This window comes from Flavobacterium sp. 21.1 (genome assembly GCF_057801535.1).
On record NZ_JBYNXA010000002.1, the window covers coordinates 307,890 to 329,211 of the forward strand.

General features: G+C 38.8%; 24 protein-coding genes. 17 read left to right on the forward strand and 7 right to left on the reverse strand.

Annotation, left to right across the window (positions count from 1 at the left end; genetic code table 11):
• The first annotated feature begins 173 nt into the window (after positions 1–173).
• The 7 genes from AC3E9U_RS04750 to AC3E9U_RS04780 all read left to right on the forward strand — a co-directional run bounded on the left by AC3E9U_RS04750 (position 174) and on the right by AC3E9U_RS04780 (position 6,225).
• Complete coding sequence (locus tag AC3E9U_RS04750) at positions 174–923, forward strand: hypothetical protein (protein ID WP_488745765.1); 750 nt, start codon at positions 174–176, stop codon at positions 921–923.
• Positions 913–1,635 (forward strand): hypothetical protein, encoded by a 723-nt coding sequence (locus AC3E9U_RS04755; RefSeq protein WP_488745766.1) that lies wholly within the window; start codon positions 913–915, stop codon positions 1,633–1,635. Before AC3E9U_RS04750 ends, AC3E9U_RS04755 begins: the two co-directional genes overlap by 11 nt.
• The gene (locus AC3E9U_RS04760; RefSeq protein WP_488745767.1) at positions 1,625–2,419 is read left to right on the forward strand and encodes a hypothetical protein; all 795 of its coding nucleotides are present in this window, start codon (positions 1,625–1,627) and stop codon (positions 2,417–2,419) included. Before AC3E9U_RS04755 ends, AC3E9U_RS04760 begins: the two co-directional genes overlap by 11 nt.
• A gap of 26 nt (positions 2,420–2,445) precedes the next feature.
• Complete coding sequence (locus AC3E9U_RS04765; RefSeq protein ID WP_488745768.1) at positions 2,446–2,949, forward strand: DUF6702 family protein; 504 nt, start codon at positions 2,446–2,448, stop codon at positions 2,947–2,949.
• 24 nt (positions 2,950–2,973) lie between these two features.
• A complete protein-coding gene (locus AC3E9U_RS04770) occupies positions 2,974–5,253 on the forward strand; it encodes a M1 family metallopeptidase (protein WP_488745769.1) in 2,280 nt (759 codons plus the stop codon).
• 103 nt (positions 5,254–5,356) lie between these two features.
• Complete coding sequence (locus AC3E9U_RS04775; RefSeq protein WP_488745770.1) at positions 5,357–5,656, forward strand: twin-arginine translocase TatA/TatE family subunit; 300 nt, start codon at positions 5,357–5,359, stop codon at positions 5,654–5,656.
• Complete coding sequence (locus tag AC3E9U_RS04780) at positions 5,656–6,225, forward strand: phosphatase PAP2 family protein (protein ID WP_488746135.1); 570 nt, start codon at positions 5,656–5,658, stop codon at positions 6,223–6,225. The genes AC3E9U_RS04775 and AC3E9U_RS04780 overlap by 1 nt, the downstream gene beginning before the upstream one ends.
• Positions 6,226–6,257: 32 nt before the next feature.
• Here AC3E9U_RS04780 and AC3E9U_RS04785 read toward each other — a convergent pair whose 3' ends face one another.
• Together AC3E9U_RS04785 and AC3E9U_RS04790 are read right to left on the reverse strand one after the other, a co-directional pair.
• The gene (locus AC3E9U_RS04785; protein WP_488745771.1) at positions 6,258–6,899 is read right to left on the reverse strand and encodes an O-methyltransferase; all 642 of its coding nucleotides are present in this window, start codon (positions 6,897–6,899) and stop codon (positions 6,258–6,260) included.
• A 4-nt stretch (positions 6,900–6,903) separates the two neighbouring features.
• Positions 6,904–7,488: a hypothetical protein gene (locus tag AC3E9U_RS04790; protein ID WP_488745772.1), complete on the reverse strand. Its 585-nt coding sequence runs from the start codon at positions 7,486–7,488 to the stop codon at positions 6,904–6,906.
• 72 nt (positions 7,489–7,560) lie between these two features.
• Here AC3E9U_RS04790 and rlmN point away from each other — a divergent pair, with 72 nt between their 5' ends.
• Positions 7,561–8,604 (forward strand): dual-specificity RNA methyltransferase RlmN, encoded by a 1,044-nt coding sequence (gene rlmN, locus AC3E9U_RS04795; RefSeq protein WP_488745773.1) that lies wholly within the window; start codon positions 7,561–7,563, stop codon positions 8,602–8,604.
• A 55-nt stretch (positions 8,605–8,659) separates the two neighbouring features.
• Here the strand turns inward: rlmN and AC3E9U_RS04800 are convergent, their stop codons facing one another.
• Positions 8,660–9,505 carry a hypothetical protein gene (locus AC3E9U_RS04800; protein WP_488745774.1) on the reverse strand — a complete coding sequence of 282 codons (846 nt, stop codon included), beginning with the start codon at positions 9,503–9,505 and terminating at the stop codon, positions 8,660–8,662.
• Between the two features lie 156 nt (positions 9,506–9,661).
• On the opposite strand from AC3E9U_RS04800, the gene AC3E9U_RS04805 reads away from it, so the two are divergent.
• From AC3E9U_RS04805 to dnaG, 5 genes are all read left to right on the forward strand, one after another.
• Positions 9,662–10,642: a polyprenyl synthetase family protein gene (locus AC3E9U_RS04805; protein WP_488745775.1), complete on the forward strand. Its 981-nt coding sequence runs from the start codon at positions 9,662–9,664 to the stop codon at positions 10,640–10,642.
• Between the two features lie 166 nt (positions 10,643–10,808).
• Entirely contained in the window at positions 10,809–11,369 is a 561-nt protein-coding gene (locus AC3E9U_RS04810; protein ID WP_488745776.1) for an RNA polymerase sigma factor, read from the forward strand.
• Positions 11,356–12,027, forward strand: coding sequence for a hypothetical protein (locus AC3E9U_RS04815; protein ID WP_488745777.1), 672 nt, complete (start codon positions 11,356–11,358; stop codon positions 12,025–12,027). Before AC3E9U_RS04810 ends, AC3E9U_RS04815 begins: the two co-directional genes overlap by 14 nt.
• 34 nt (positions 12,028–12,061) lie before the next feature.
• Entirely contained in the window at positions 12,062–13,090 is a 1,029-nt protein-coding gene (locus AC3E9U_RS04820) for a hypothetical protein (RefSeq protein WP_488745778.1), read from the forward strand.
• Positions 13,091–13,225: 135 nt separating this feature from the next.
• A complete protein-coding gene (gene dnaG / locus AC3E9U_RS04825; protein WP_488745779.1) occupies positions 13,226–15,202 on the forward strand; it encodes a DNA primase in 1,977 nt (658 codons plus the stop codon).
• Here the strand turns inward: dnaG and AC3E9U_RS04830 are convergent.
• Positions 15,199–15,828, reverse strand: a complete 630-nt coding sequence (locus AC3E9U_RS04830) for a response regulator transcription factor (protein ID WP_488745780.1) — start codon at positions 15,826–15,828, stop codon at positions 15,199–15,201. The genes dnaG and AC3E9U_RS04830 overlap by 4 nt on opposite strands.
• Before the next feature lie 76 nt (positions 15,829–15,904).
• Complete coding sequence (gene nadE / locus AC3E9U_RS04835; RefSeq protein WP_488745781.1) at positions 15,905–16,726, reverse strand: NAD(+) synthase; 822 nt, start codon at positions 16,724–16,726, stop codon at positions 15,905–15,907.
• Between the two features lie 85 nt (positions 16,727–16,811).
• Between nadE and gldB the strand changes: the two genes are divergently transcribed.
• A complete protein-coding gene (gene gldB, locus AC3E9U_RS04840) occupies positions 16,812–17,771 on the forward strand; it encodes a gliding motility lipoprotein GldB (protein WP_488745782.1) in 960 nt (319 codons plus the stop codon).
• Positions 17,771–18,106 carry a gliding motility protein GldC gene (gene gldC, locus AC3E9U_RS04845; RefSeq protein WP_488745783.1) on the forward strand — a complete coding sequence of 112 codons (336 nt, stop codon included), beginning with the start codon at positions 17,771–17,773 and terminating at the stop codon, positions 18,104–18,106. The genes gldB and gldC overlap by 1 nt, the downstream gene beginning before the upstream one ends.
• 32 nt (positions 18,107–18,138) lie before the next feature.
• Here the strand turns inward: gldC and yihA are convergent, their stop codons facing one another.
• Both yihA and AC3E9U_RS04855 read right to left on the reverse strand, forming a co-directional pair.
• Complete coding sequence (gene yihA, locus AC3E9U_RS04850; protein ID WP_488745784.1) at positions 18,139–18,756, reverse strand: ribosome biogenesis GTP-binding protein YihA/YsxC; 618 nt, start codon at positions 18,754–18,756, stop codon at positions 18,139–18,141.
• Positions 18,757–18,801: 45 nt separating this feature from the next.
• Positions 18,802–19,557, reverse strand: coding sequence for an alpha/beta fold hydrolase (locus AC3E9U_RS04855; protein WP_488745785.1), 756 nt, complete (start codon positions 19,555–19,557; stop codon positions 18,802–18,804).
• Positions 19,558–19,968: 411 nt separating this feature from the next.
• Between AC3E9U_RS04855 and mraZ the strand changes: the two genes are divergently transcribed.
• Complete coding sequence (mraZ, locus tag AC3E9U_RS04860; protein ID WP_488745786.1) at positions 19,969–20,439, forward strand: division/cell wall cluster transcriptional repressor MraZ; 471 nt, start codon at positions 19,969–19,971, stop codon at positions 20,437–20,439.
• Positions 20,414–21,322 carry a 16S rRNA (cytosine(1402)-N(4))-methyltransferase RsmH gene (rsmH, locus tag AC3E9U_RS04865; RefSeq protein WP_488745787.1) on the forward strand — a complete coding sequence of 303 codons (909 nt, stop codon included), beginning with the start codon at positions 20,414–20,416 and terminating at the stop codon, positions 21,320–21,322. Before mraZ ends, rsmH begins: the two co-directional genes overlap by 26 nt.

Below are 21,322 nucleotides of genomic sequence, written 5' to 3' on the forward strand. Positions count from 1 at the left end.
TTGTCGTCGGATTTTTTAAGAAAAAACGATTATTTGCATTGCGCATGTTTCAGGAATTCAGATAATTAGCGTAACTTTAAGGTGTAATGTTTTCACTACAGTTTTGAGTTATCCGGCAGTTGAGCTAGTGTTTTGGGTTGCAGTTCCAACAAACTGTTTTAAAATTAGTGTAGATGAAAAATATATTACTATTTGTTTCTTTTTTTATTGTGACGGTCTGCGCTGCTCAAAATGCAAAACTCCTTAACGGGAAGGTAGTTTCTGCGGGTAAGGATCTGCAGGGAATTACTGTTTTAAACCGGTCGTCAGGAAAAGAAGTGGCGACTTTGGAAGACGGGTTGTTTTCCATTTATGCAAAAGCAGGTGATACGTTGGTTTTTACCGCGGTCCAGTTACATGAGAAAATCGTTGTAATTGAAAAAGAAGATTTCGATTATCTGCCTTTTTTAGTGAAAATGAAAATGAAAGTAACGCAATTAAAAGAAGTTGTAATTGTTGATAGTGGCATAGATGCAGTTAGTCTGGGGATTATTCCGAAGGGGATGAAAACCTACACCCCGGCAGAACGAAGGCTGATGACGGCAGGTGATTTCAGACCGATTGATCTGTTGGGGATTTTGGGAGGAAGTTTGCCGATAGAGCCGATACTTAATAAAATTAACGGAAGAACCGACAGGATCAAAAAAGAAATTATAGCAGAACGATCAGAAATGCTGCAAGGGAAACTTTCCGGCATGTTCGAGGAATCGTATTTTATTGACGAATTAAAGATACCGCCCACTTATCTAAATGGCTTTTTTGTATTTGCAGCCGAAAATCAAAAATTGGCAACTGTGGTGAAACAAAAAAACAAGTCGCTGATAAAGTTGGAGTTAGTGCAACTGGCGTCAGAATACCTGAAACGATTGGCTGATGAAAAGTAAAATTCTTTTTGTTTTTCTGCTGATGGTAACGGTTTGTACAGCTCAGGATTCCAAACTGCTCAACGGAAGAGTGGTAGCTGATCTTAGAGATTTGGAGGGTATTACTGTGAAAAACCTTGCCTCCATGAAAGAAATGTCGACACGGTACGATGGATCGTTTGCCATGTATGCAAAAGTGGGCGACACTTTGCTTTTTACCTCGGTGCAGTTAAATGACAAGCGAATTGTCATTGAAAAAGAGGATTTCGATTATCTGCCTTTTTTGGTAAAAATGAGCGTTAAGATTATTCAGTTAAAAGAGATTGTAATCGATAAAAGCAACATCACGGCAGAAAGTTTAGGATTGGTGCCGAAAGGAATGAAAATACAGGCCCCTGAAGAAAGAGCTGTAAGAAGGTATTATACGGCACAAACGGGACCATTTGAATCCCTGATTTATGCGCTGGACGGAACGGCCAAACGGCGGAAGAAAGAAATTGGTGTCGTAGTGAGGAATTTACAGTTACAGGACAAACTTAAGCAGATGTTTAATGAAGCTTATTTTGTTGACGAACTAAAGATTCCATCGGAACATTTGTATGGGTTTTATGTTTTTGCTGCCGAAAATCAGGGATTAGCGAATATTATGCAGCAGAAAAACAAATGGCTGATAAAATTTGAATTGATAAAACTGGCTTCAGAATATAATAAAAGAGCGTCCGATGAAAACTAAATTGCTTATTTTTCTGATGCTGTTGTCGTTAACCGCGATGGCTCAGGATGTTAACCGGGTATTGCTCAGAGGAGTAGTGATTGCTGATTCTCTGGACGTGGACAATATTGTTGTGAGAAACACCACATCAAAAAGAATAACCATCACAGATGATAAGGGGAATTTCAGCATGTTCGTCAAAGAAAAGGATACGCTGGTTTTCAGTGCTATCGCCTTTAATTCCTCGGTTTTAGTGATCAATAAAGTACACCTCGAAGATAAAGTGGTTAAAATTCGTCTTTCGGTTAAAGTTACCGAACTTGATGAAGTTCTGGTGCGGCCTTACACCTTAACCGGTAATCTGGAAACAGATTCCAAAAACCTCAGAATCAAAACGGTGGACGTGGATTCCAAAGAAATTGATTTTTCAAACCCTGTTCCGAAATACAATAAAGTAGATAATTCTTTGGCGCAAATCACACCGGGAAGCGGTAACAGTTTCAGTGGTGTGGATTTTGTCGCACTAGGGAAAAAGGCGTCTAAGGCTATTTTTAATCACAAGCCCAAAGAAAAGAAAATCGAATATGTTACCGAAAAAGTCTTCGCTGAAGGTGTCAAGGAAAAATTCGACCCGCAGTTTTTCACCGAAACCCTTAAATTAAAACCCGAAGAAATCGATTTGTTTTTAGCCTACTGCGACGATACTTCTCCAAAAAGCAGAGCGCTGCTTAATCCGAAAAACGAATTCGAACTGATTGAGTTTCTTCAAAAAAAAAGTGAAGAATATCATAAAAAAAATCGGTAAATAGTTTCTTTTACTACATTTGGCACATGAGGAAATATTTTCAGTATTTTTTCCCTGTGTTCCTTTTCGTTGTGCTGAGCTCTTTTGCTTTGCACAAATTCTATGTTGGTGTTTATCAGATCAATTATTCCGATAAGAAAAAAGAGGTGCAGCTAACGGCCCGTATCTTCATTGATGACATCGAAAAAGCACTCGAGGCCAAATACAAAAAGAAGCTGTATCTGGCAACTCCGAAGGAAATTGCGGAGACCAACGAACTTCTCAAAAGTTACCTTTCTGAAAAAATGCAGTTGTCCGTAAACAGAAAGGCCAAAACCCTGAAATTTTTAGGCAAGGAAACCGAGGATAATGTGTTAATCTGCTATCTTACTACTTCTGTGCCCGAAAAAATTACATCGATGGGAATGCACAATTCCATATTGACCGAAATATTTCCCGAACAACAAAATATAGTTCATTTCAATATAAACGGTAACAAAAAAAGTTTGTTGCTGACAGATAGTGAAACAGACGGTGATTTTGAATTTTAGACAAAAACAAACAATAGATAGAATATGAGAAAATCAGTTTCAGTTTTTTCATTGGTTGCGTTGGCGATCCCTTTTATAAGTTTAGCGCAGGAAACAAAGCCTGCTGATAAAAAGAGAGAGCCCGGACATGGAGATACAAACAAGTTCAGCCAGATGTACCATGAAATGGCGACCCCGAATTCCTACCGAACGGCTTCAGGAGCTCCGGGACCGGCTTATTATCAGCAACAGGCAGATTATAAAATCGACATCGAACTGGATGATAAAAACACTAAATTATACGGATCGGAAACGATTACCTATCATAATAATTCACCGGAAACGCTAACTTATCTTTGGGTTCAGCTGGATCAGAATGAAAAGAAAAGAGATGGGAAATCACCTTTGACGCAAGGACAAAGAGTTGGTAGCGCAATGTCTACGGGCGAGTTTTCAAGACAGTTCATGCAGCCTCGTTTTGACGGCGGATTTAACATCGAATATGTAAAAGATTCCAAAGGAAGACCAATGCAATATACCATCAATCAAACGATGATGCGTATTGATTTGGAGAAACCGCTTAAAAAAGGCGATAAGGTTTCTTTCGATATTAAATGGTGGTACAACATCAACAATTATATGGTAGACGGAGGTCGTTCCGGATACGAACATTTTGATAAAGACGGAAACAATCTGTACGTAATTGCACAGTTTTACCCGAGAATGGCCGTTTATAATGACGTGGAAGGATGGCAAAACATGCAGTTCTGGGGTTCCGGTGAATTCGCGCTCCCTTTCGGAAATTTTGAAGTAAATATCACTACGCCTGCCGACCACGTTTTGGAAGGAACGGGAGTGTTACAGAACAGAAAAGATGTATATAATGCCGAGCAGGTAAAGCGTTACGAACTGGCAGAGAAAACCTATGATAAGCCGGTTGTGATTGTGACCCAGCAAGAAGCGGAAGAAGCAGCAAAAGGTTTTTCAACTGAAAAGAAAACATGGAAATTCAAAGCAACGAATGTTCGTGACTTCGGATTCTCAACTTCAAGAAAATTCATTTATGATGCGATGGCCGTTAAATTGGAAAACGGTAAAACGGTAATGGCAATTTCTTGTTATCCGCCGGAAGCCAATCCGCTTTGGGGCGATAATTCTACCCGAGTAGTGGCACATACGTTAAAATCCTATTCAAAATATACTTTTGATTATCCTTATCCGAAAGCGATTTCGATTTCTGCGGAAGACCAGGGAATGGAGTATCCGATGATCTGCTGGAACTATGGTCGTCCAGATGAAAAAGGTTATGTAAGCGATAGAATCAAATACGGAATGATGGGTGTGATCATCCATGAGGTAGGACACAATTTCTTCCCGATGATCGTAAACTCTGACGAGCGTCAGTGGACATGGATGGATGAAGGATTAAATACATTTTTAGAATATCTGACAGAACAAAGCTGGGATAAAAACTTCCCTTCAAGTCGCGGACCGGCGGCTAAAATTGTTCCGTACATGAGCGGTGATCAGAAGTTCTTAGAGCCGATCATGTCGAATTCAGAAACAATCTACAACTTCGGTGCTAACGGATATTCAAAACCCGCTACCGGACTGAATATTCTTCGTGAAACCATTATGGGACATGACTTGTTTGATCATGCGTTCAGAACATACGCACAACGTTGGAAATTCAAGCATCCGACTCCGGAAGATTTCTTCAGGACAATGGAAGATGCTTCAGCTGTGGATTTAGACTGGTTCTGGAGAGGGTGGTTCTATTCAACGGATTATGTTGATATCGGTATTAAAGAAGTGAAACAATTTTACGTAACTGAAAATCCAGGTAAAGCAGTTCAGGAACAATTCAACCGCAGAGGAAGAAAAATCAATTCGGGAGAGCCAATGGTCTACATGGTTGCTGAAGGAGGAGAAGATTTCAAACCGGAAGTGAAGAAGCCATTGAACATACAAGATGTAAAAACATTGTCGGAATATGTGAACCGTCTAAGTCCTGAAGTCCGTAATGAATTAAAACAACCGAAGTATTTCTATGAAGTGGAATTCGACAAACCGGGAGGAATGATGATGCCGGTAATCGTAGAATTGCAGTTTGAAGACGGAACGAAAGAGAACCACCATTTCCCGGTACAGATCTGGAGAAAAGGAAACGATACGGTAAAACGCGTTTTTGCTACAGAGAAACCATTGAAGAAAATCCAATTGGATCCGAAGCTGGAAACGGCGGATATTGATGTAACTAACAATACCTGGCCAAAAGAAGAAGTGAAGTCAAAATTTGACGAACTCTCCCAGAATACAAAATAATTGAAAAAAGCCATCTTAAACGGATGGCTTTTTGGTTTTTAATAACATATTCCATTTTAAAACTTTGTAACTTTGTCGCATTACAACCCGTAATTACAAAATTATGTTCGGAGTAGGAGGAGGAGAAATAATCCTCATTATATTTATAGCTTTGATGTTGTTCGGATCCGATAAGATTCCGGATATCGCACGTACTTTAGGTAAAGGTATGGCGCAGCTTAAAAATGCCACAAACGATATCAAAAATGAAATTCAGAAAAGTGCCGAAGCAAACGGATTGAATGATCTTAATGATCTGAATCCGATGAAGCAATTGGATCTGACTTCCGATATTACCAAAGAAATTGATAAGGCCAAAGAAGATATCGAAGATATGACCGGTCCGATTAAAAGACAGATGTAATTTTGGAAAAAATCATTCAGTTAGATAAACAACTTTTCGTTTTCCTAAACGGATTGGGGTCGGAACAATTTGATGGCTTTTGGCTGTTGATTACCAAACAGCTTCATTGGGCTCCCGTTTTTTTATACGTTTTTTATCTTCTCTACAAAAAGTTAGGCTGGAAACATTTGTTTTTAATTCTTATTTCCATTGCGGCTTTAGTTGCCTTTAGCGATCAATTTTGCAATCTCATAAAAAACAATGTACAACGATTGAGGCCATGTAACGATTTGGAAATTAAAAGCATTATCCGAATTGTAAAAGCGAGTGATACCTACAGCTATTATTCCGGTCACGCAGCCAATTCAATGGCATCAACCCTATTTGTGTTTTTGATTTTGAAGAAATATTACAAATACGCTTTTCTGCTGTTTCTGTTTCCGCTGATATTTGCTTATAGCCGAATTTATCTGGGCTTACATTTTCCGAGCGATATTCTTTCAGGCTATTTCTTCGGAGCGTTATTCGGATACGGCTTTTCAAAATTGTACCTGATTTTCAGAAAGAAATATTTTCCCGAGAGTATATAAAAAATCCCGATTTCAGATCGGGATTTTGTTTTTTATATTACTCTGCTCATGGTCAATCCGTCGCGAATCGGAAGTAAAACTGTTTCCACTCTCGGATCGTTTTTTAGGATTTCGTTATATTCCAACAGTACTTTAGTGCTCTTGTCATTGGCTTTAACTTCTTCCAGTACTTTTCCGCTCCATAAAACATTGTCCGATAAAATCAGACCGCCTTTGTTCATCATCGGCACAATCATATTGAAATAGTGGATGTAGTTTTCCTTGTCGGCATCGATAAAAACCAAATCGAATTTCTTATTTAATGTTGGGATGATTTTCAAGGCATTGCCTAAATGTTGATGAATCTGCTTTCCCCATTGCGATTGGTCGAAATATTTTCTTTGGAAGTCATACAGTTCTTCGTTATTATCGATGGTGTCCAAAGTGCCATTTTCCGGTAGGCCTTCCGCCATACATAAAGCAGCATATCCGGTGTAAGTTCCGATTTCAAGAATGTTCGTCGGACGGATAAGTTTCGACATCATGCTTAGGAAACGCCCCTGAAAATGTCCGCTCAGCATTCTGGGTTGTAATATTTTCTGGTGGGTTTCCTTATTTAGGCGCGCTAACAACTCCGGTTCGTTTTCGGAATGTAGCGCTACGTAGTCTTCTAGAGCTTCGGATATAAAATGCATAGTATTATGATTTTGGTTTCGCGTTTGTTTTTTGGAATAAATCGATTAGGTATTGTATGTTTTTTTCTTCGTTAATTGTAGATGGGTAAAGCCTGATATCGTATTGAAAATCTCCTCTGCCACCTACCAGAGAATATTTGAATAAATTGTCTTCAGTATAACTAAAGGTGTAAAAGGTGACATTGTCAGTAATGTGTTCTTTTATATCAGTAATTTGTTTTTTTACAGTTGTAATATTTGATTTGGCAATTCGTAATTTCATTTCGGCCATTTGTCTTGTATAAGTTCTGATATCCATTCCGGCTTGGTAGTATCCACTATCTCTAAAAAGGCCTATAGAAAATTCAATTTGGTCTTTTTTATCGTTTTCTAAACCGTATGAATGATATCCTACATTTGTCCCATTATGTAATTTGGTGATTTTTGTCCAATGACCAGGAAGACTTATGGTGTCGAATTTATAATGACTTGTAATATAACTAACGTTTTTTGATGCGTCGTAAGTTATAATTTTATCTGGATTAGTTCTGTTTTTGACAGAAGCGCAGTTGATTAGTAAAAAACCGCAAAGGATGAAGACATATTTCATTTAAAAAAGTTTTCACACAAATTTACAAATTAAGCAAGAACCAAATCCATAAATTGTAATTAACTTTGCGCCATGCAAATGGAGAAGAAGGATATACGTGCTTTAACCAAAGACCAGTTACGCGATTTTTTTGTGGCGAATGGCGATAAAGCTTTTCGTGGGAATCAGGTATACGAATGGTTGTGGCAAAAGCGTGCGCACAAGTTTGAGGATATGACCAATGTTTCCAAACACACGCGTGAAATGCTGGAAGCGAATTTTGTGATCAACCATATTAAGGTGGATACGATGCAGCGCAGTTCGGACGGAACAGTGAAAAATGCGGTTCGTTTGCATGATGATCTGATTGTGGAATCGGTTTTGATTCCGACCGAAACCAGGACAACAGCCTGTGTTTCCAGTCAGGTTGGCTGCAGTCTGGATTGTAATTTCTGTGCTACGGCGAAACTGAAAAGAATGCGTAACCTGAATCCGGATGAAATTTACGATCAGGTGGCAGCCATTGACAGTGAAAGTCGTTTGTATTATAACCGACCTTTGTCAAATATCGTTTTCATGGGAATGGGAGAGCCTTTGATGAATTATCCCAATGTGATGAAGGCGATCGATAAAATTACTTCTCCGGAAGGATTGGGCATGTCGCCAAAACGAATTACGGTTTCCACTTCGGGGATTTCCAAAATGATCAAGAAGATGGCTGATGACGAAGTGAAATTCAAACTGGCGGTTTCCCTGCACTCTGCCATTGAGGAAATCCGAAACGAAATCATGCCGTTTACTAAAGATTTCCCATTGCCGGATTTAAAAGAAGCCTTGGAATATTGGTACAAAAAAACAAAAAGTAAAGTTACTTACGAATATGTGGTTTGGCGAGGAATCAACGATGATAAAAAATCGATCGATGCTTTGGTGAAATTCTGCAAATATGTTCCGTGTAAAGTGAATCTGATCGAATACAACCCGATTGATGACGGTCATTTTCAGCAGGCTTCCCAACACGCCATTGAAGATTATATCATCGCTTTGGAAAGAAATGACATCGTAGTCAAGGTACGCCGAAGCAGAGGAAAAGATATAGATGCCGCCTGTGGTCAGTTAGCCAATAAAGAAGCATAAACAAAAACGTTCGCCAGTAAAGCGAACGTTTTTGTTTTAATAAGTTACCAGACTTTTAGTTTCCGAAAGTAAAAGGGGTAGCTGCTCCGCCGTCGATCGAAATGGTGCCGGTATTATCGCAATGCCCGTCTCCGTAATCTACTACTGCGGTATGATTATTTCTGTTTATTGTAATTACACCGAAAACCAATTTGTACGCACAGGCAATTTCTACTCTTAAAGGAGTTGTTATCGTGGATGTATACGAATGGTTTGTGCCTATTGTTGACCAGTTTCCTGTAATGTGGTATACATTGTCAAGGAAAATCATCGGCGTATCATATCCTACGATTAATTCTCTTGTTCTTGTTCCGGTTCTGGAATACATGTTTCCGTTTGGAAGCGTAATGTCTAAATCCAAATCAATAACCACGACGGGATGTGGCGTGGCAAGTGCGCTCGTTTGGTGAATTGTTCTTGAAAGCGTCTTGGTACCTTCCACTAAAATGTTATTATAATAGAAATTGTTGAAGTTGTAGGTCCACACATAAGGCGATTGCTGGAAATCCGTACTGCCGCTGATAATAATCTGGCCTCTTAGCATTGCTCCGTTGTAGTATTGGCATCCGGTAGTGCCAAAATCAACAACACTGGTCCAGGTATTTCCGCTTACGGTTGTGGTAACGGTGGCGCAATCCGGTAAAATAGAATGATGAGTTCTCATTCTTGCTGAGCTTTGTGCATCCAACTGGTCTTCTGCAATTTCAGAAATATCGTTCGATATGGCATCTATTTTTGCATTCACGCTAACGTCGTCAGCAGTCATCTGGTTTGCATTGCTGTTTTCCTCGTCTTTATTACAGCCAATCAAAGAAAGGGCCATGATAAGTACAATCGATTTTAAAAAATTTCTTGTTTTCATAAAGGCAGGTTTTAGTTATTTCTAATAGATGCAAAATACTTAAAAAGGTTTAACGGAAAAACAATATTTTTTATTTCATATAGAATTGTATCTTTGAATTCTACGAAGCAAATTACGATTTCGTTTTCTATAAGTAAAAAAGCACAAGCCCATTAAATGAAAGTCGTTGAGCAGATAAAAGAGCCAATCAGCATGGAGATGGAACTTTTCGAGCGAAAGTTTCGGGATTCCATGTCTTCCAAAGTGGCGCTTTTAAACAGGATTACGCATTACATCGTTAACAGGAAAGGGAAACAGATGCGTCCGATGTTTGTTTTTCTTACTGCTAAAATGGTGTCGGGCGGGACAGTAAATGAGCGCGCCTATCGTGGTGCTTCAGTAATTGAGCTGATCCATACTGCGACTTTAGTCCACGATGATGTGGTTGACGACAGCAACCGAAGACGTGGCTTTTTCTCCGTGAATGCCTTGTGGAAAAATAAGATTGCCGTGTTAGTTGGTGATTTCCTGCTTTCAAAAGGTTTGCTTCTTTCGATTGACAATGGCGATTTCGATCTGCTTAAAATTATCTCGGTAGCCGTTCGGGAAATGAGCGAGGGGGAGTTGCTTCAAATTGAAAAAGCCCGCCGACTGGATATCACAGAAGATGTTTATTATGAAATCATCCGCCAAAAAACCGCTACCCTAATTGCAGCCTGTTGTTCGCTTGGCGCCTGTGCTGTTTATCCGGATAATGATGAGGTGATCGAACGCATGCGTAAATTTGGTGAACTTATCGGGATGGCATTTCAGATCAAAGACGATTTATTCGATTATACGGATGACGCCATCGGAAAACCAACCGGTATCGACATCAAAGAACAAAAAATGACCCTGCCCCTCATTTATGCCCTTAACAACTGTTCTTCCAAAGAAAAAAGCTGGGTGATCAATTCGGTTAAAAATCATAATAAAGACAAAAAACGTGTTCGTGAGGTGATTCAGTTCGTAAAAGACAAAAACGGATTGGGTTATGCCGAACAAAAGATGGTGCAGTTCCAAAAAGACGCCCTTCAACTCATTGAAGATTTTCCCCATTCTGCCTATAAAGATGCCCTTACGTTGATGGTTAATTATGTGATAGAAAGAAAAAAATAATGATCAGTGTGCTGTCGTAGTAATCGATTGTGAAGGCTGCGAACATGAATGATTATTTTTTTTGATTTTTTTTCACTTTAGATACAACCATTTTTAAACTTCACTCGTCTATGCTAATAGAAGTCGGTTATCAATTGATGATCTGGTTTCAAAACACATTTTTTGAATGAAAGTAATAGACTTACATCAGGACGAAAAAGAAATCATACAGTTGGCTGTCGAGAACAACCGACATGCTCAGCATAAGATCTATTCTAAATACGCGCCGAAGATGTTAAGTGTGTGCCGACAGTATATAAAGGATGTGCATCAGGCAGAAGATATAATGATTACGGCTTTCATGAAAGTGTTTTCAAATCTGAAGGCTTTTGAACACAAAGGCAGTTTTGAAGGATGGATCCGAAGGATAATGGTGAACGAAAGTATTTCTTTTCTTAGAGTGCAAAAACAGATAAAGTTTACGGAAGATGAGAATTATTTTGAAGAACGGTTCAATAACATTGAAAGTCAGTTTTCTGTAGAAGATATCCAGTTTTTGATAGACAGTCTCCCGGATGGTTACCGAATGGTTTTTAACCTTTATGCGATTGAAGGATACAAACATCAGGAAATTGCGGAAATATTGAACATCAGTGAAGGAACATCCAAATCACAATTGTCACACGCCCGAAAAATGCTCCAAAGTCAGGTGAATAAACTTAAAAATTATGAAAATGGAACCGAATAAAATGGAAGAGGAATTCAGAAAAAAACTGAATGGAAGGGAGATTCAGCCTTCGGATGTGGCATGGGACCGTTTGGATGCGATGCTTTCGGTGGCCGAAAATAAAAAACCGAAACGCAATTACAGATGGTTATACATAGCTGCGGGTTTTGCACTTTTTTTCGCCATAGGTTTGTTTTTGTTTCAACAGGAAAACGACAAACCTGAAATTAAGATGAATGATTCGACGGTTGTGAAATCCGAAGATAATCAGAAAACTTCGGAAGAGTCAGATTCAGTAATTAGCAATAGTGTGATTTCTGTTTTTAATAGTGGAGCTTCAGTCGCTGATAGTAGTCCGGTTGAAAAAACAAGATCAGTTAAGAAAAAAACGCCTAAGAAAGGGGTGATAGAAACGAATCAGCATAGTGTAAAAGAAGAAGTTGCAGATGTTGTTGTGGATAAAATGCCGGAAATTCAGAAAGTAAAGCCGGAGTCCGAAAAATATTTAGCGAATGTTGATCTGTCTAAAGAAAAACCGCAGGTGAAAGTCAGCGCCAATTCACTACTGAACTCGGTGGAAGGAGAATTAAATCAGGAATTCAGAGAGACAACCTTACAGCGTTTAAACCGTAATTTTAAAACGGTAAAAACAGCTGTAGCCAACAGAAATTACGAGTAATCAATCAAAAATCGAACAGTTAAAATTTTAAATTATGCAAAAGATTATTTTTTATGTAGTGGTCATGTTATGCTTTTTTGTAAGTAAGGTCACTGCGCAGGAAACCTTTGAACAACGTGCCAATGCGATTTCAAAGAACATTGAAAATATTACCAAAGAAGAAAAGCAGTCTTTGAAAGAAGAGGTGGAAGAAGTAAACGAGAAACTTCAGGCCGGAAAGCTGACTCAGGATGAAGCGGATAAAAGAAAAATAGAATTGGCGACAGAACACGCTAATAATATTGAAAGAAGAGTGGCTGTGGAACAGGAAAAATTAAATGTTTTGGTTCAGGAAAAAGTAGATGGGAAATTGCAGGATACCATCAAAATAAAGAAAAAATACACAATTACTTTTCCTGAAAGTGATTATCATAAAAAGACAAAAAGAACCACATCTCAGTTCGTGTTGGCCTTCGGAGTTAATAATTTAGTGACCAACGGTGCTGTCGCAAATTCAGATTTCGGATACTGGCGTTCTACGTTTTATGAGTGGGGAATTACGGGAAGAACCCGTATAGGACATGAGTACAGTCCGGTTCATTTGAAATATGGATTCTCTTTCATGTATAATATTCTTCATGCTACAGACAATCGTTATTTCGTTGATGCCGGTGAGCAGACGGTGTTGGAAACTTATCCGGTAAATCTGAAAGATAATTGCACTTATTTTAAAAATGTATATGTTGCGGTTCCGGTGCACTTGGAGTTTGATTTTTCAGAGAAAAGAGAAATTGACGGAAAAATGTATCGCCGCTCACATAAAGGTTTCCGTTTTGGAATTGGAGGATATGCGGGATACAATACCAATTCAAAACAATTCCTGTCTTATGAAATCGATGATTATAAGATCAAAGAAAAACAAAAAGGGGATTGGAATGTGAACGATTGGATGTATGGATTAAGTACATACGTAGGGTATAAAAACACGAGTTTGTATGTGAAATACGATTTGAACCCGGTATTTGAAAATAATACGGTGGATCAGCGTAACGCGTCATTAGGATTGCGATTTGATTTCAATTAATTTGTTTTAGTTACATACTTTTGTAGCCCTTTCAGAATTTCGATTCTGAAAGGGTTCTTTATTTATAGTGCTTTGTTTGTATTTAAAAAACTGTAACTTTGGTGCATTCCAAAAACTAAAATTTTTCAATTCATTTTGATTTCACAAAACACCATAGAAACCGTTTTTGAAACCGCTCGTGTAGAGGAGGTTATTGGCGATTTTGTGCAGTTAAAGCGCGCCGGTAGTAACCTGAAGGGGCTGAGTCCGTTTTCGAACGAAAAGTCGCCCTCGTTTATGGTGTCGCCGGTGAAACAGATTTGGAAAGATTTCAGTTCGGGAAAAGGCGGTAATGCCGTAACCTTTCTGATGGAACATGAGCATTTTTCTTATCCGGAAGCGATCCGCTATCTGGCAAGAAAATATAATATCGAAATTGAAGAAACCGAGCAGTCCGATGCGGATAAAGAGGAAGCCAATGAAAAGGAAAGCATGTATCTGGTTTCTGAATTTGCCCAAAAGTATTTCCACAATGTTTTAATGCATACCGATGAAGGAAAAGCTATCGGCTATTCCTATTTCAAGGAGCGCGGATTTACAAAAGATACTATCGAAAAATTCGGTTTGGGTTATTCTCCGGAAACCTGGGATGCGCTGACCTTAGAAGCACTTGGTAAAGGATATAAATTGGAGTATCTTGATAAAACCGGACTCACAATCGTAAAAGAAGGAAAGCAGTTTGACCGTTTCAAAGGTCGGGTGATGTTTCCAATCCAAAGTATATCGGGACGTGTTTTAGGATTTGGTGGCCGAATTTTGACCAATGATAAAAAGGCAGCCAAATACCTGAATTCACCGGAAAGTGATATTTACCACAAGAGCAAAGTCCTTTACGGAATTTTTCACGCCAAACAGTCTATCGCTAAATTGGATAACTGTTTTCTTGTTGAAGGATATACGGATGTAATCCAAATGCATCAGGCCGGAATTGAAAACGTAGTGGCTTCATCCGGAACGGCTTTAACTCCGGATCAGATACGATTGGTTAACCGACTTACAAAAAATATTACGGTACTTTTTGATGGTGATGCGGCCGGTCTTCGCGCTTCTATCCGCGGAATTGACCTGATTCTGGAAGAAGGTATGAACGTGAAGGTTTGTACGTTCCCTGAAGGGGATGATCCGGACAGTTTTGCAAAGAAAACGCCGTATGATGATCTGGTGGCTTACCTAAGCGAGAATGCAATGGACTTTATACAGTTCAAGGCTTCATTGCTGATGAAGGAAGCTAAAAATGATCCGATCAAAAAAGCGGAACTTATCAGGGATATGGTAATCAGTATTTCCAAGATTCCTGATAAGATCAAACGCGAGATCTACATTCAGGAATGTTCGCGAATCATGGATATTTCCGAGGATGTGCTTTTCAATACGTTGGCGCAGCTTGTGCAGAAAGATATTCAGGAAGTCGGTAAAAAGCAAAAAACAGAACAGAAAGCTTTTGAAGTAGTGAAAAGTACTCCGGAAGCGACTTCTGCGGCTGTGGATGTTCAGTATGAACTGGAACGAAAAATCATCGAGATCTTACTTTTATACGGAACCGCACAAGAAGAATTCGAAGATGTGTTGCTCAGAACCAATGAGGAGGGTGAAGTCATTGAAGTGAAAGAGATGAATAGTCACAAGGTCTACCAGCGTGTTTATCTTAGTCTGCAGGAAGATGAGGTTGAATTGGCAAATCCTTTATTTCGTGCGATTTATAATGACCTGATCAATTATTTCCACCAGAATGAGAAGTTTGAACTGGAGCAATACCTGATGCGTCTTAATCCGGAACTGGCACAGGAAGTAACGCATATCCTGATGGAAGAGGAAAAGGAAACGCTGCATAATTGGGACGCACAACAAATTGTTGTAAAACAAAAAAACCAAACGATAAGCCAATATGTTTCAGAAACAATATTGACTTTACGTTGGTTTTTAGTGGATAAGATTATTAGTGACTTAAAGAACAGTATTTCAAATGAACCTGAAGCAGACAATTCTGAAATCTTGTCATCCGCTATCGATTATTACACACTGATCAACTCATTTTCGTCCAAGTTAGGTAGAGTTCTTTCCCGATACAGTTAAACGATTTCAAGCGTTTTTGCTTTATTAACTAAATCAACTAAATTTGTTACATGTAGTTTTGTTAACAAGCGTAACTTATAAGTGCTGATGGTTTTTTCGTTCAGAGTTAGCAATTTTGCGATCTCTTTGTTCTTCTTTCCATCACTCAGGTAACGTAAAACTTCAATCTCTCGTGAAGATAATTTTCTATACAAGCGATCCGATTTTTTACCTTTGTTAAGCAGTGCAAGATTCTTTTTTACTGCATCACTAAAGATGACGGCTCCTTCGTTAACTTTTTTAATAGCGCTTTCTAATTCTTCTAGTTTAGAGTTTTTATGAATATAAGCAGATACACCCGCTTTTAAAGCATTAGGTGCGTAAATTTGTTCTCCTAAATTAGTGAAAACCACAACTTTAGTGTCAGAATAGTCTCTTATCAGAGACTTAACCAAATTGATACTAGACAGCCCTTCTAACTCTAAATCAAGAATGACAACGTCCATAGATTTTTTCTTTAGTACTTCGTCCAAATCGTCCAAATTACTAACGACACCTACTAGACTGATATCCGGATTGTCTTTAAAATAGGCTCTCACCCCAAACTGTACGACAGGATGATTGTCGGCTAAACACACTTTTATCATTTCATCAAATATTAATAGTAATTATCTTGTAAAGATACAAAAAATATATAATGTACTGATAATCAATGAAAGAAATTTATTTCAATTCATTTGGCACAAAACATACGGGAATTGGCGTCATTTTGTGCTGATTTACAGTATTTAAACGTAAGAAAATTCTGAAAACATCTTTTTCGCGTCCTTCAAAATCTTCTTCTTTTTTTCCATCCACTAATGCCTGCATAGCGATTTCAAGTTCGTCATAAGTTGCTCCTAACTGATCTTCGTCGCTTCGGTCGGTCTCCTGGTCTGCATCCGTAAATAATCCGTCAGTTGGTTTTGCCGTTAAAATGCTTTCCGGAACCTGAAGATAAGTGGCAAGTTTTCGGACCTCGCTTTTTAATAAGTCGGCAATCGGGCTGATATCCACACCACCGTCGCCATATTTCGTGAAGAAACCAACGCCGAAATCTTCAACTTTATTTCCGGTACCAGCTACCAAAGCGCTGTGTAATCCGGCAAAATAATAAAGGGTCGTCATTCGCAACCTGGCACGCGTATTGGCTAGTGTAAGATGTAACAAATCCTGATTTTCCGAAACAGGAACTTCGGTTCGGAATTCTTCAAATACCGGTGTCAGATCTGCAACCGTACTTGAAACATTAGGGAATTTTTTCTTTAATTGTTCGATGTGTTCTTTTCCTCTGGAAACCTGGTTCGGCGCCTGGTGAATCGGCATTTCTACACATAAAGTGGGGAATCCGGTTTGAGCACATAATGTTGAGGTTAATGCGGAATCGATTCCACCCGAAATACCAACAACAAAACCTTTTACTTTTGCGTTTGTAGCATAATCGCGTAACCACGTAACTATTAACGTGTTGATTTTATCGGCCTGAAAACTATCTGTTGAAGTCATGATTATTTATGATTTTTTTTTAAAAGTGTGGCGTATATTTGCGCCGAATTTATTTGCTATAAAAGTATAAATTTTGACAAAAATTATGAAGAAGTATTTGTTGCTGGTTGTTTTTGCTGCTTTTGCTGTTTCTTGTAAAAAGGAAGACAAAGTGACGGAAGCAGTTGAGGCTATCCCGGTTCAAGTTAAAATTGAACGTTTTGATAAGCTTTTCTATGAGTCGAATCCCGAAGAATTGGGGCAATTGAAAAGTAAATACCCTTTTTTCTTCCCGGCCGGTAATCCTGATACCGTTTGGACAAACAAAATAAAAAATCCGCTGTTGCGCGAATTGTACGGGGAAGTAGAAAAGAAATACCCGAACAATTCGGCTTTTGAAAATGATCTGGAAGAGCTCTTCAAACACATTCAGTATTATTATCCGGAACAAAAAACACCAAAAGTAATCACGTTGATTTCCGAAGTAGACAGAGAAGTTAAGGCGATTTACACAGACAGTCTTGTGTTACTTTCATTGGATACGTACTTAGGGAAAGACCACCGTTTTTACGAAGGATTTCCAAAATATATGCGACAGGGATTTGAGCCTTCCCAAATGATGCCGGATCTGGTAAGTAGTTTTGCGATAGGTAAGATAGCGCAACCGAAAGACAGAACGCTTCTGTCGCAGATGATTTACTTCGGAAAGGAATTGTATCTGAAAGATAGGTTACTTCCCGGTGCAACAGATGGTGCAAAGATTGAATATACAGAAGATCAGATCAAATGGTGTAAAGAAAATGAAAGCGAAATGTGGAAGTATTTCATCAATAATAAATTGTTGTATGATACCGATACCAAGCTGATGCAGCGTTTCGTGGCCATCGGTCCGTACTCGAAATTCTATTTGGAGATCGATAATGAATCGCCGGGGAGAGTCGGGCAGTGGCTTGGATGGCAAATCGTTCGTTCCTATATGGAAAACAACGACGTGACCCTGCAAAAGATGTTGGCAATGGATGCTAAGGAAATATTCGATAATTCAAAATACAAACCAAAGAAATAATGGCAAATACAATAACTTCCGAAATTAAACTGACTGTTGAATTGGACGAAAACCGCGTGCCGGAAAAAATAAAATGGACGGCACAGGACGGCGGCGTGAATAATGAAGAGGCAAAGGCGATGTTGCTTTCTATCTGGGACAGCAAGGTGCAGGAAACCTTACGTATCGATTTATGGACGAAAGACATGCCGGTGGATGAAATGAAAGTGTTCTTTCATCAGACCTTAGTAGCAATGGCCGATACATTTCACCGTGCTACCGAAGACGAAAAAATGACAGCGACAATGAGGGATTTCTGTGATTATTTTGCAGAAAAACTGGAGCTGAATAAATAAAAAAACGCGGTCATTTGACCGCGTTTTTTTATTTAAAACCCATTACTGTTAAATATCTCCTGATTCACACCGTCGATGAATTCCAATAACGGTTCTCTTCCGGTTTCTTCCGTAGATGAGGTGACGAAATACTGTGGCATTTCTTCCCAGTTATTCGCTAATAATGCTTTTCTGTAAGCGGCAACATGCTGATCTATTTTACCGCGGCTTATTTTGTCGGCTTTGGTGAAAATAATGCAGAACGGAACTTCGGTCTCTCCTAAGTAGGTGATGAATTCCAGATCTATTTTCTGTGCTTCGTGGCGAATGTCGATCAAAACGAAAGCGCAAACCAATTGCTCTCTGGTTTCAAAATAATCCGTGATGAACTTTTGGAAAACTTCTTTTGTTTTTTTTGAAACGCGGGCATAACCATAACCGGGCAAATCCACCAAAAACCAATTACTGTTTATTTTGAAATGATTGATTAATTGCGTTTTTCCTGGTCTTCCGGATGTTTTTGCCAAATTTTTATGGTTGGTCAGCATGTTGATCAATGACGACTTTCCAACATTAGACCGGCCAATAAAAGCGTATTCCGGAAGCGGTTCTTTCGGGCATTTGCTAACTTCAGAGTTGCTGATTATGAATTCGGCGGTATTGATTTTCATAGTTTCTTAAATTTAAAAAGTTACAGTTGCCTGTAACTTTTCATATTATAAATTCGATTTTTTTAGCCAGTCCATCATTAATCTGTTGAACTCGTCCGGATGTTCCATCATGGCAGCGTGGCCGCAATTTTCAATCCAGTATAAATCAGAGTTTGGTAATAATCGGTCAAAATCCTCTGCAACGTTCGGAGGCGTAACGATGTCGTTTTTTCCCCAGATAATACAGGTTGGTGTTGTCATTTTTGGCAGATCTTTCGCCATGTTGTGACGAATAGCACTTTTAGCGATCGTAAGCGTTTTGATCAGCTTGATCCTGTCATTTACCGTTGCATAAACATCATCTACAATTTCCTTGGTAGCGACTTTTGGATCGTAGAAAACATCTTCCGCTTTTTTTCTGATGTATTCGTAATCGCCTCTTTTTGGATAGCTTTCGCCCATGGCACTTTCATATAATCCTGAACTTCCGGTGATCACCAATCCGGCCATTTTTTCGGGATACATTTTAGTGTGGTATAAAGCAATATGTCCGCCAAGTGAATTCCCAAGTAAAATTACTTTGTCAAATCCTTTATAAGTGATAAAGTCTTTTACGAATTTCGAAAAAGCCTTCACGTTTGTCTTTAAAATATTGTTGGTGTACAATGGTAATTCAGGAATTACAACTTTGTATCCGTGTTTCGGAAAGAAATTCGCAACGCCGTCAAAGTTGCTTAAACCTCCCATAAGTCCGTGTAAAATAATGATAGGCGTGCCTTCTCCAGCTTCAAAATATCGGTATTTGCCTTCGCTTTTCAACATGTTTTTTTGGTGTATAATTATCCAATATCAATATCAGACAAATATATGATTTTCTCCACAAATAGGAAGCTTTGGAATTGAAATTCGAAAATACTTTCTTATTAAAACGGAATTCGGCGGTAATAAGTTAGTAATCAATAAATTTCGTTTGCAGTTTCACAAAAAGATCTTCTATTCTGATTTTTTTGAATCGGTAATAAATGTTATTAAAAGAAGGTGTTTTTTGAATATTTTTTGCTGATTCTTTTAAAATCTTAAACTATCGCTAATTATTAAGAATGAACGATTTAGCATATTTTCTTACGAACAGGTTGCAGAGTGGAAAAACTTATCAACAAAGTGGGAGTTTGTGGTAAAAAGTGGTAAAAAAATCCATACTTTTGCTATAAATCATTTCAAATACGATTTAAGTTGACGAACATAATCGGGACATATGAGTGTAAAATCGATGCAAAAGGAAGGCTGATGGTGCCTGCGCCTTTGAAGAAGCAATTGCCTTCTTTGGAGAGCGGTTTTGTATTGAAACGCTCTGTTTTTGATAAATGTGTGGAGCTTTGGCCGAAGTCGGAATGGGATGTGATGATGCTGAAAATCAACAAGCTGAATCGTTTCGTAAAAAAGAACAATGATTTTATCCGCAAGTTTATGGCGGGTGTGAAGATGGTGGAAATTGACGATGCGGGCCGGCTTTTGATAACCAAAGATCTGATAGATTTTGCAGGCATTTCAAAAGATTTGGTACTGACTTCAAAAGTGAATATTATCGAAATCTGGGATAAAGATCTTTATGAGGAATCAATTTCCGGTGATGATATGGATTTTGCTGATTTAGCTGAAGATGTAATGGGTAATTTAAATGACGATGAAAATGGAATATCATAATCCGGTATTGCTGAAAGAAACGGTGGATGGTTTGGATATCAAGCCGGACGGAATTTACGTGGATGTGACTTTCGGCGGCGGCGGGCATTCGAGAGAGATTATGCGTCGTCTGGGGCCGAACGGAAGATTGTTTGCTTTCGATCAGGATACGGATGCGCTTGCAAATGCTATCGATGATGAGCGCTTTACTTTGATCAATGAGAATTTCCGTTTTATAAAAAGGTTTCTTCGTTTTCACGGAGTTCGTGAAGTGGATGGGATTTTAGGTGACTTAGGAGTTTCGTCGCACCAGTTTGATGTTCCGGAACGCGGTTTTTCAACCCGTTTTGAAGGTGAATTGGACATGCGAATGAATCAGAAGGATGCGATAAGTGCTTACAATGTGGTAAATGAATACGCTGAAGCAGATTTGCGTCGCATATTCGCTGACTATGGTGAATTAACAACTGCAAAAGGGCTTGCAAATGCAATCGTTCAGGCCAGAGAAACGCACCCGATAAAAAATACAGAACAATTAAAACAGGTGTTGAGCCGATTTTTACCGGCACACAAAAGCAATAAGATTTTAGCACAGATCTACCAGGCGATTAGAATTGAGGTGAATCAGGAAATGGAAGTGCTGAAAGAATTTTTAGAGCAGTCTCTTGAGGTTTTGAAGCCGGGCGGAAGATTAAGCGTGATTTCGTACCATTCCTTGGAAGACCGATTGGTAAAACGTTTCATGAAAAACGGGATGTTTGAAGGAGAGCCGGAGCGTGATTTCTTTGGAAGATTCGAAGTTCCGTTCAAATTAATAGGTAAGATGGTTGTGCCTTCCGATGAGGAAATCAAGATCAATAGTCGTGCACGAAGTGCCAAATTGCGAATAGCAGAAAAGAAATAA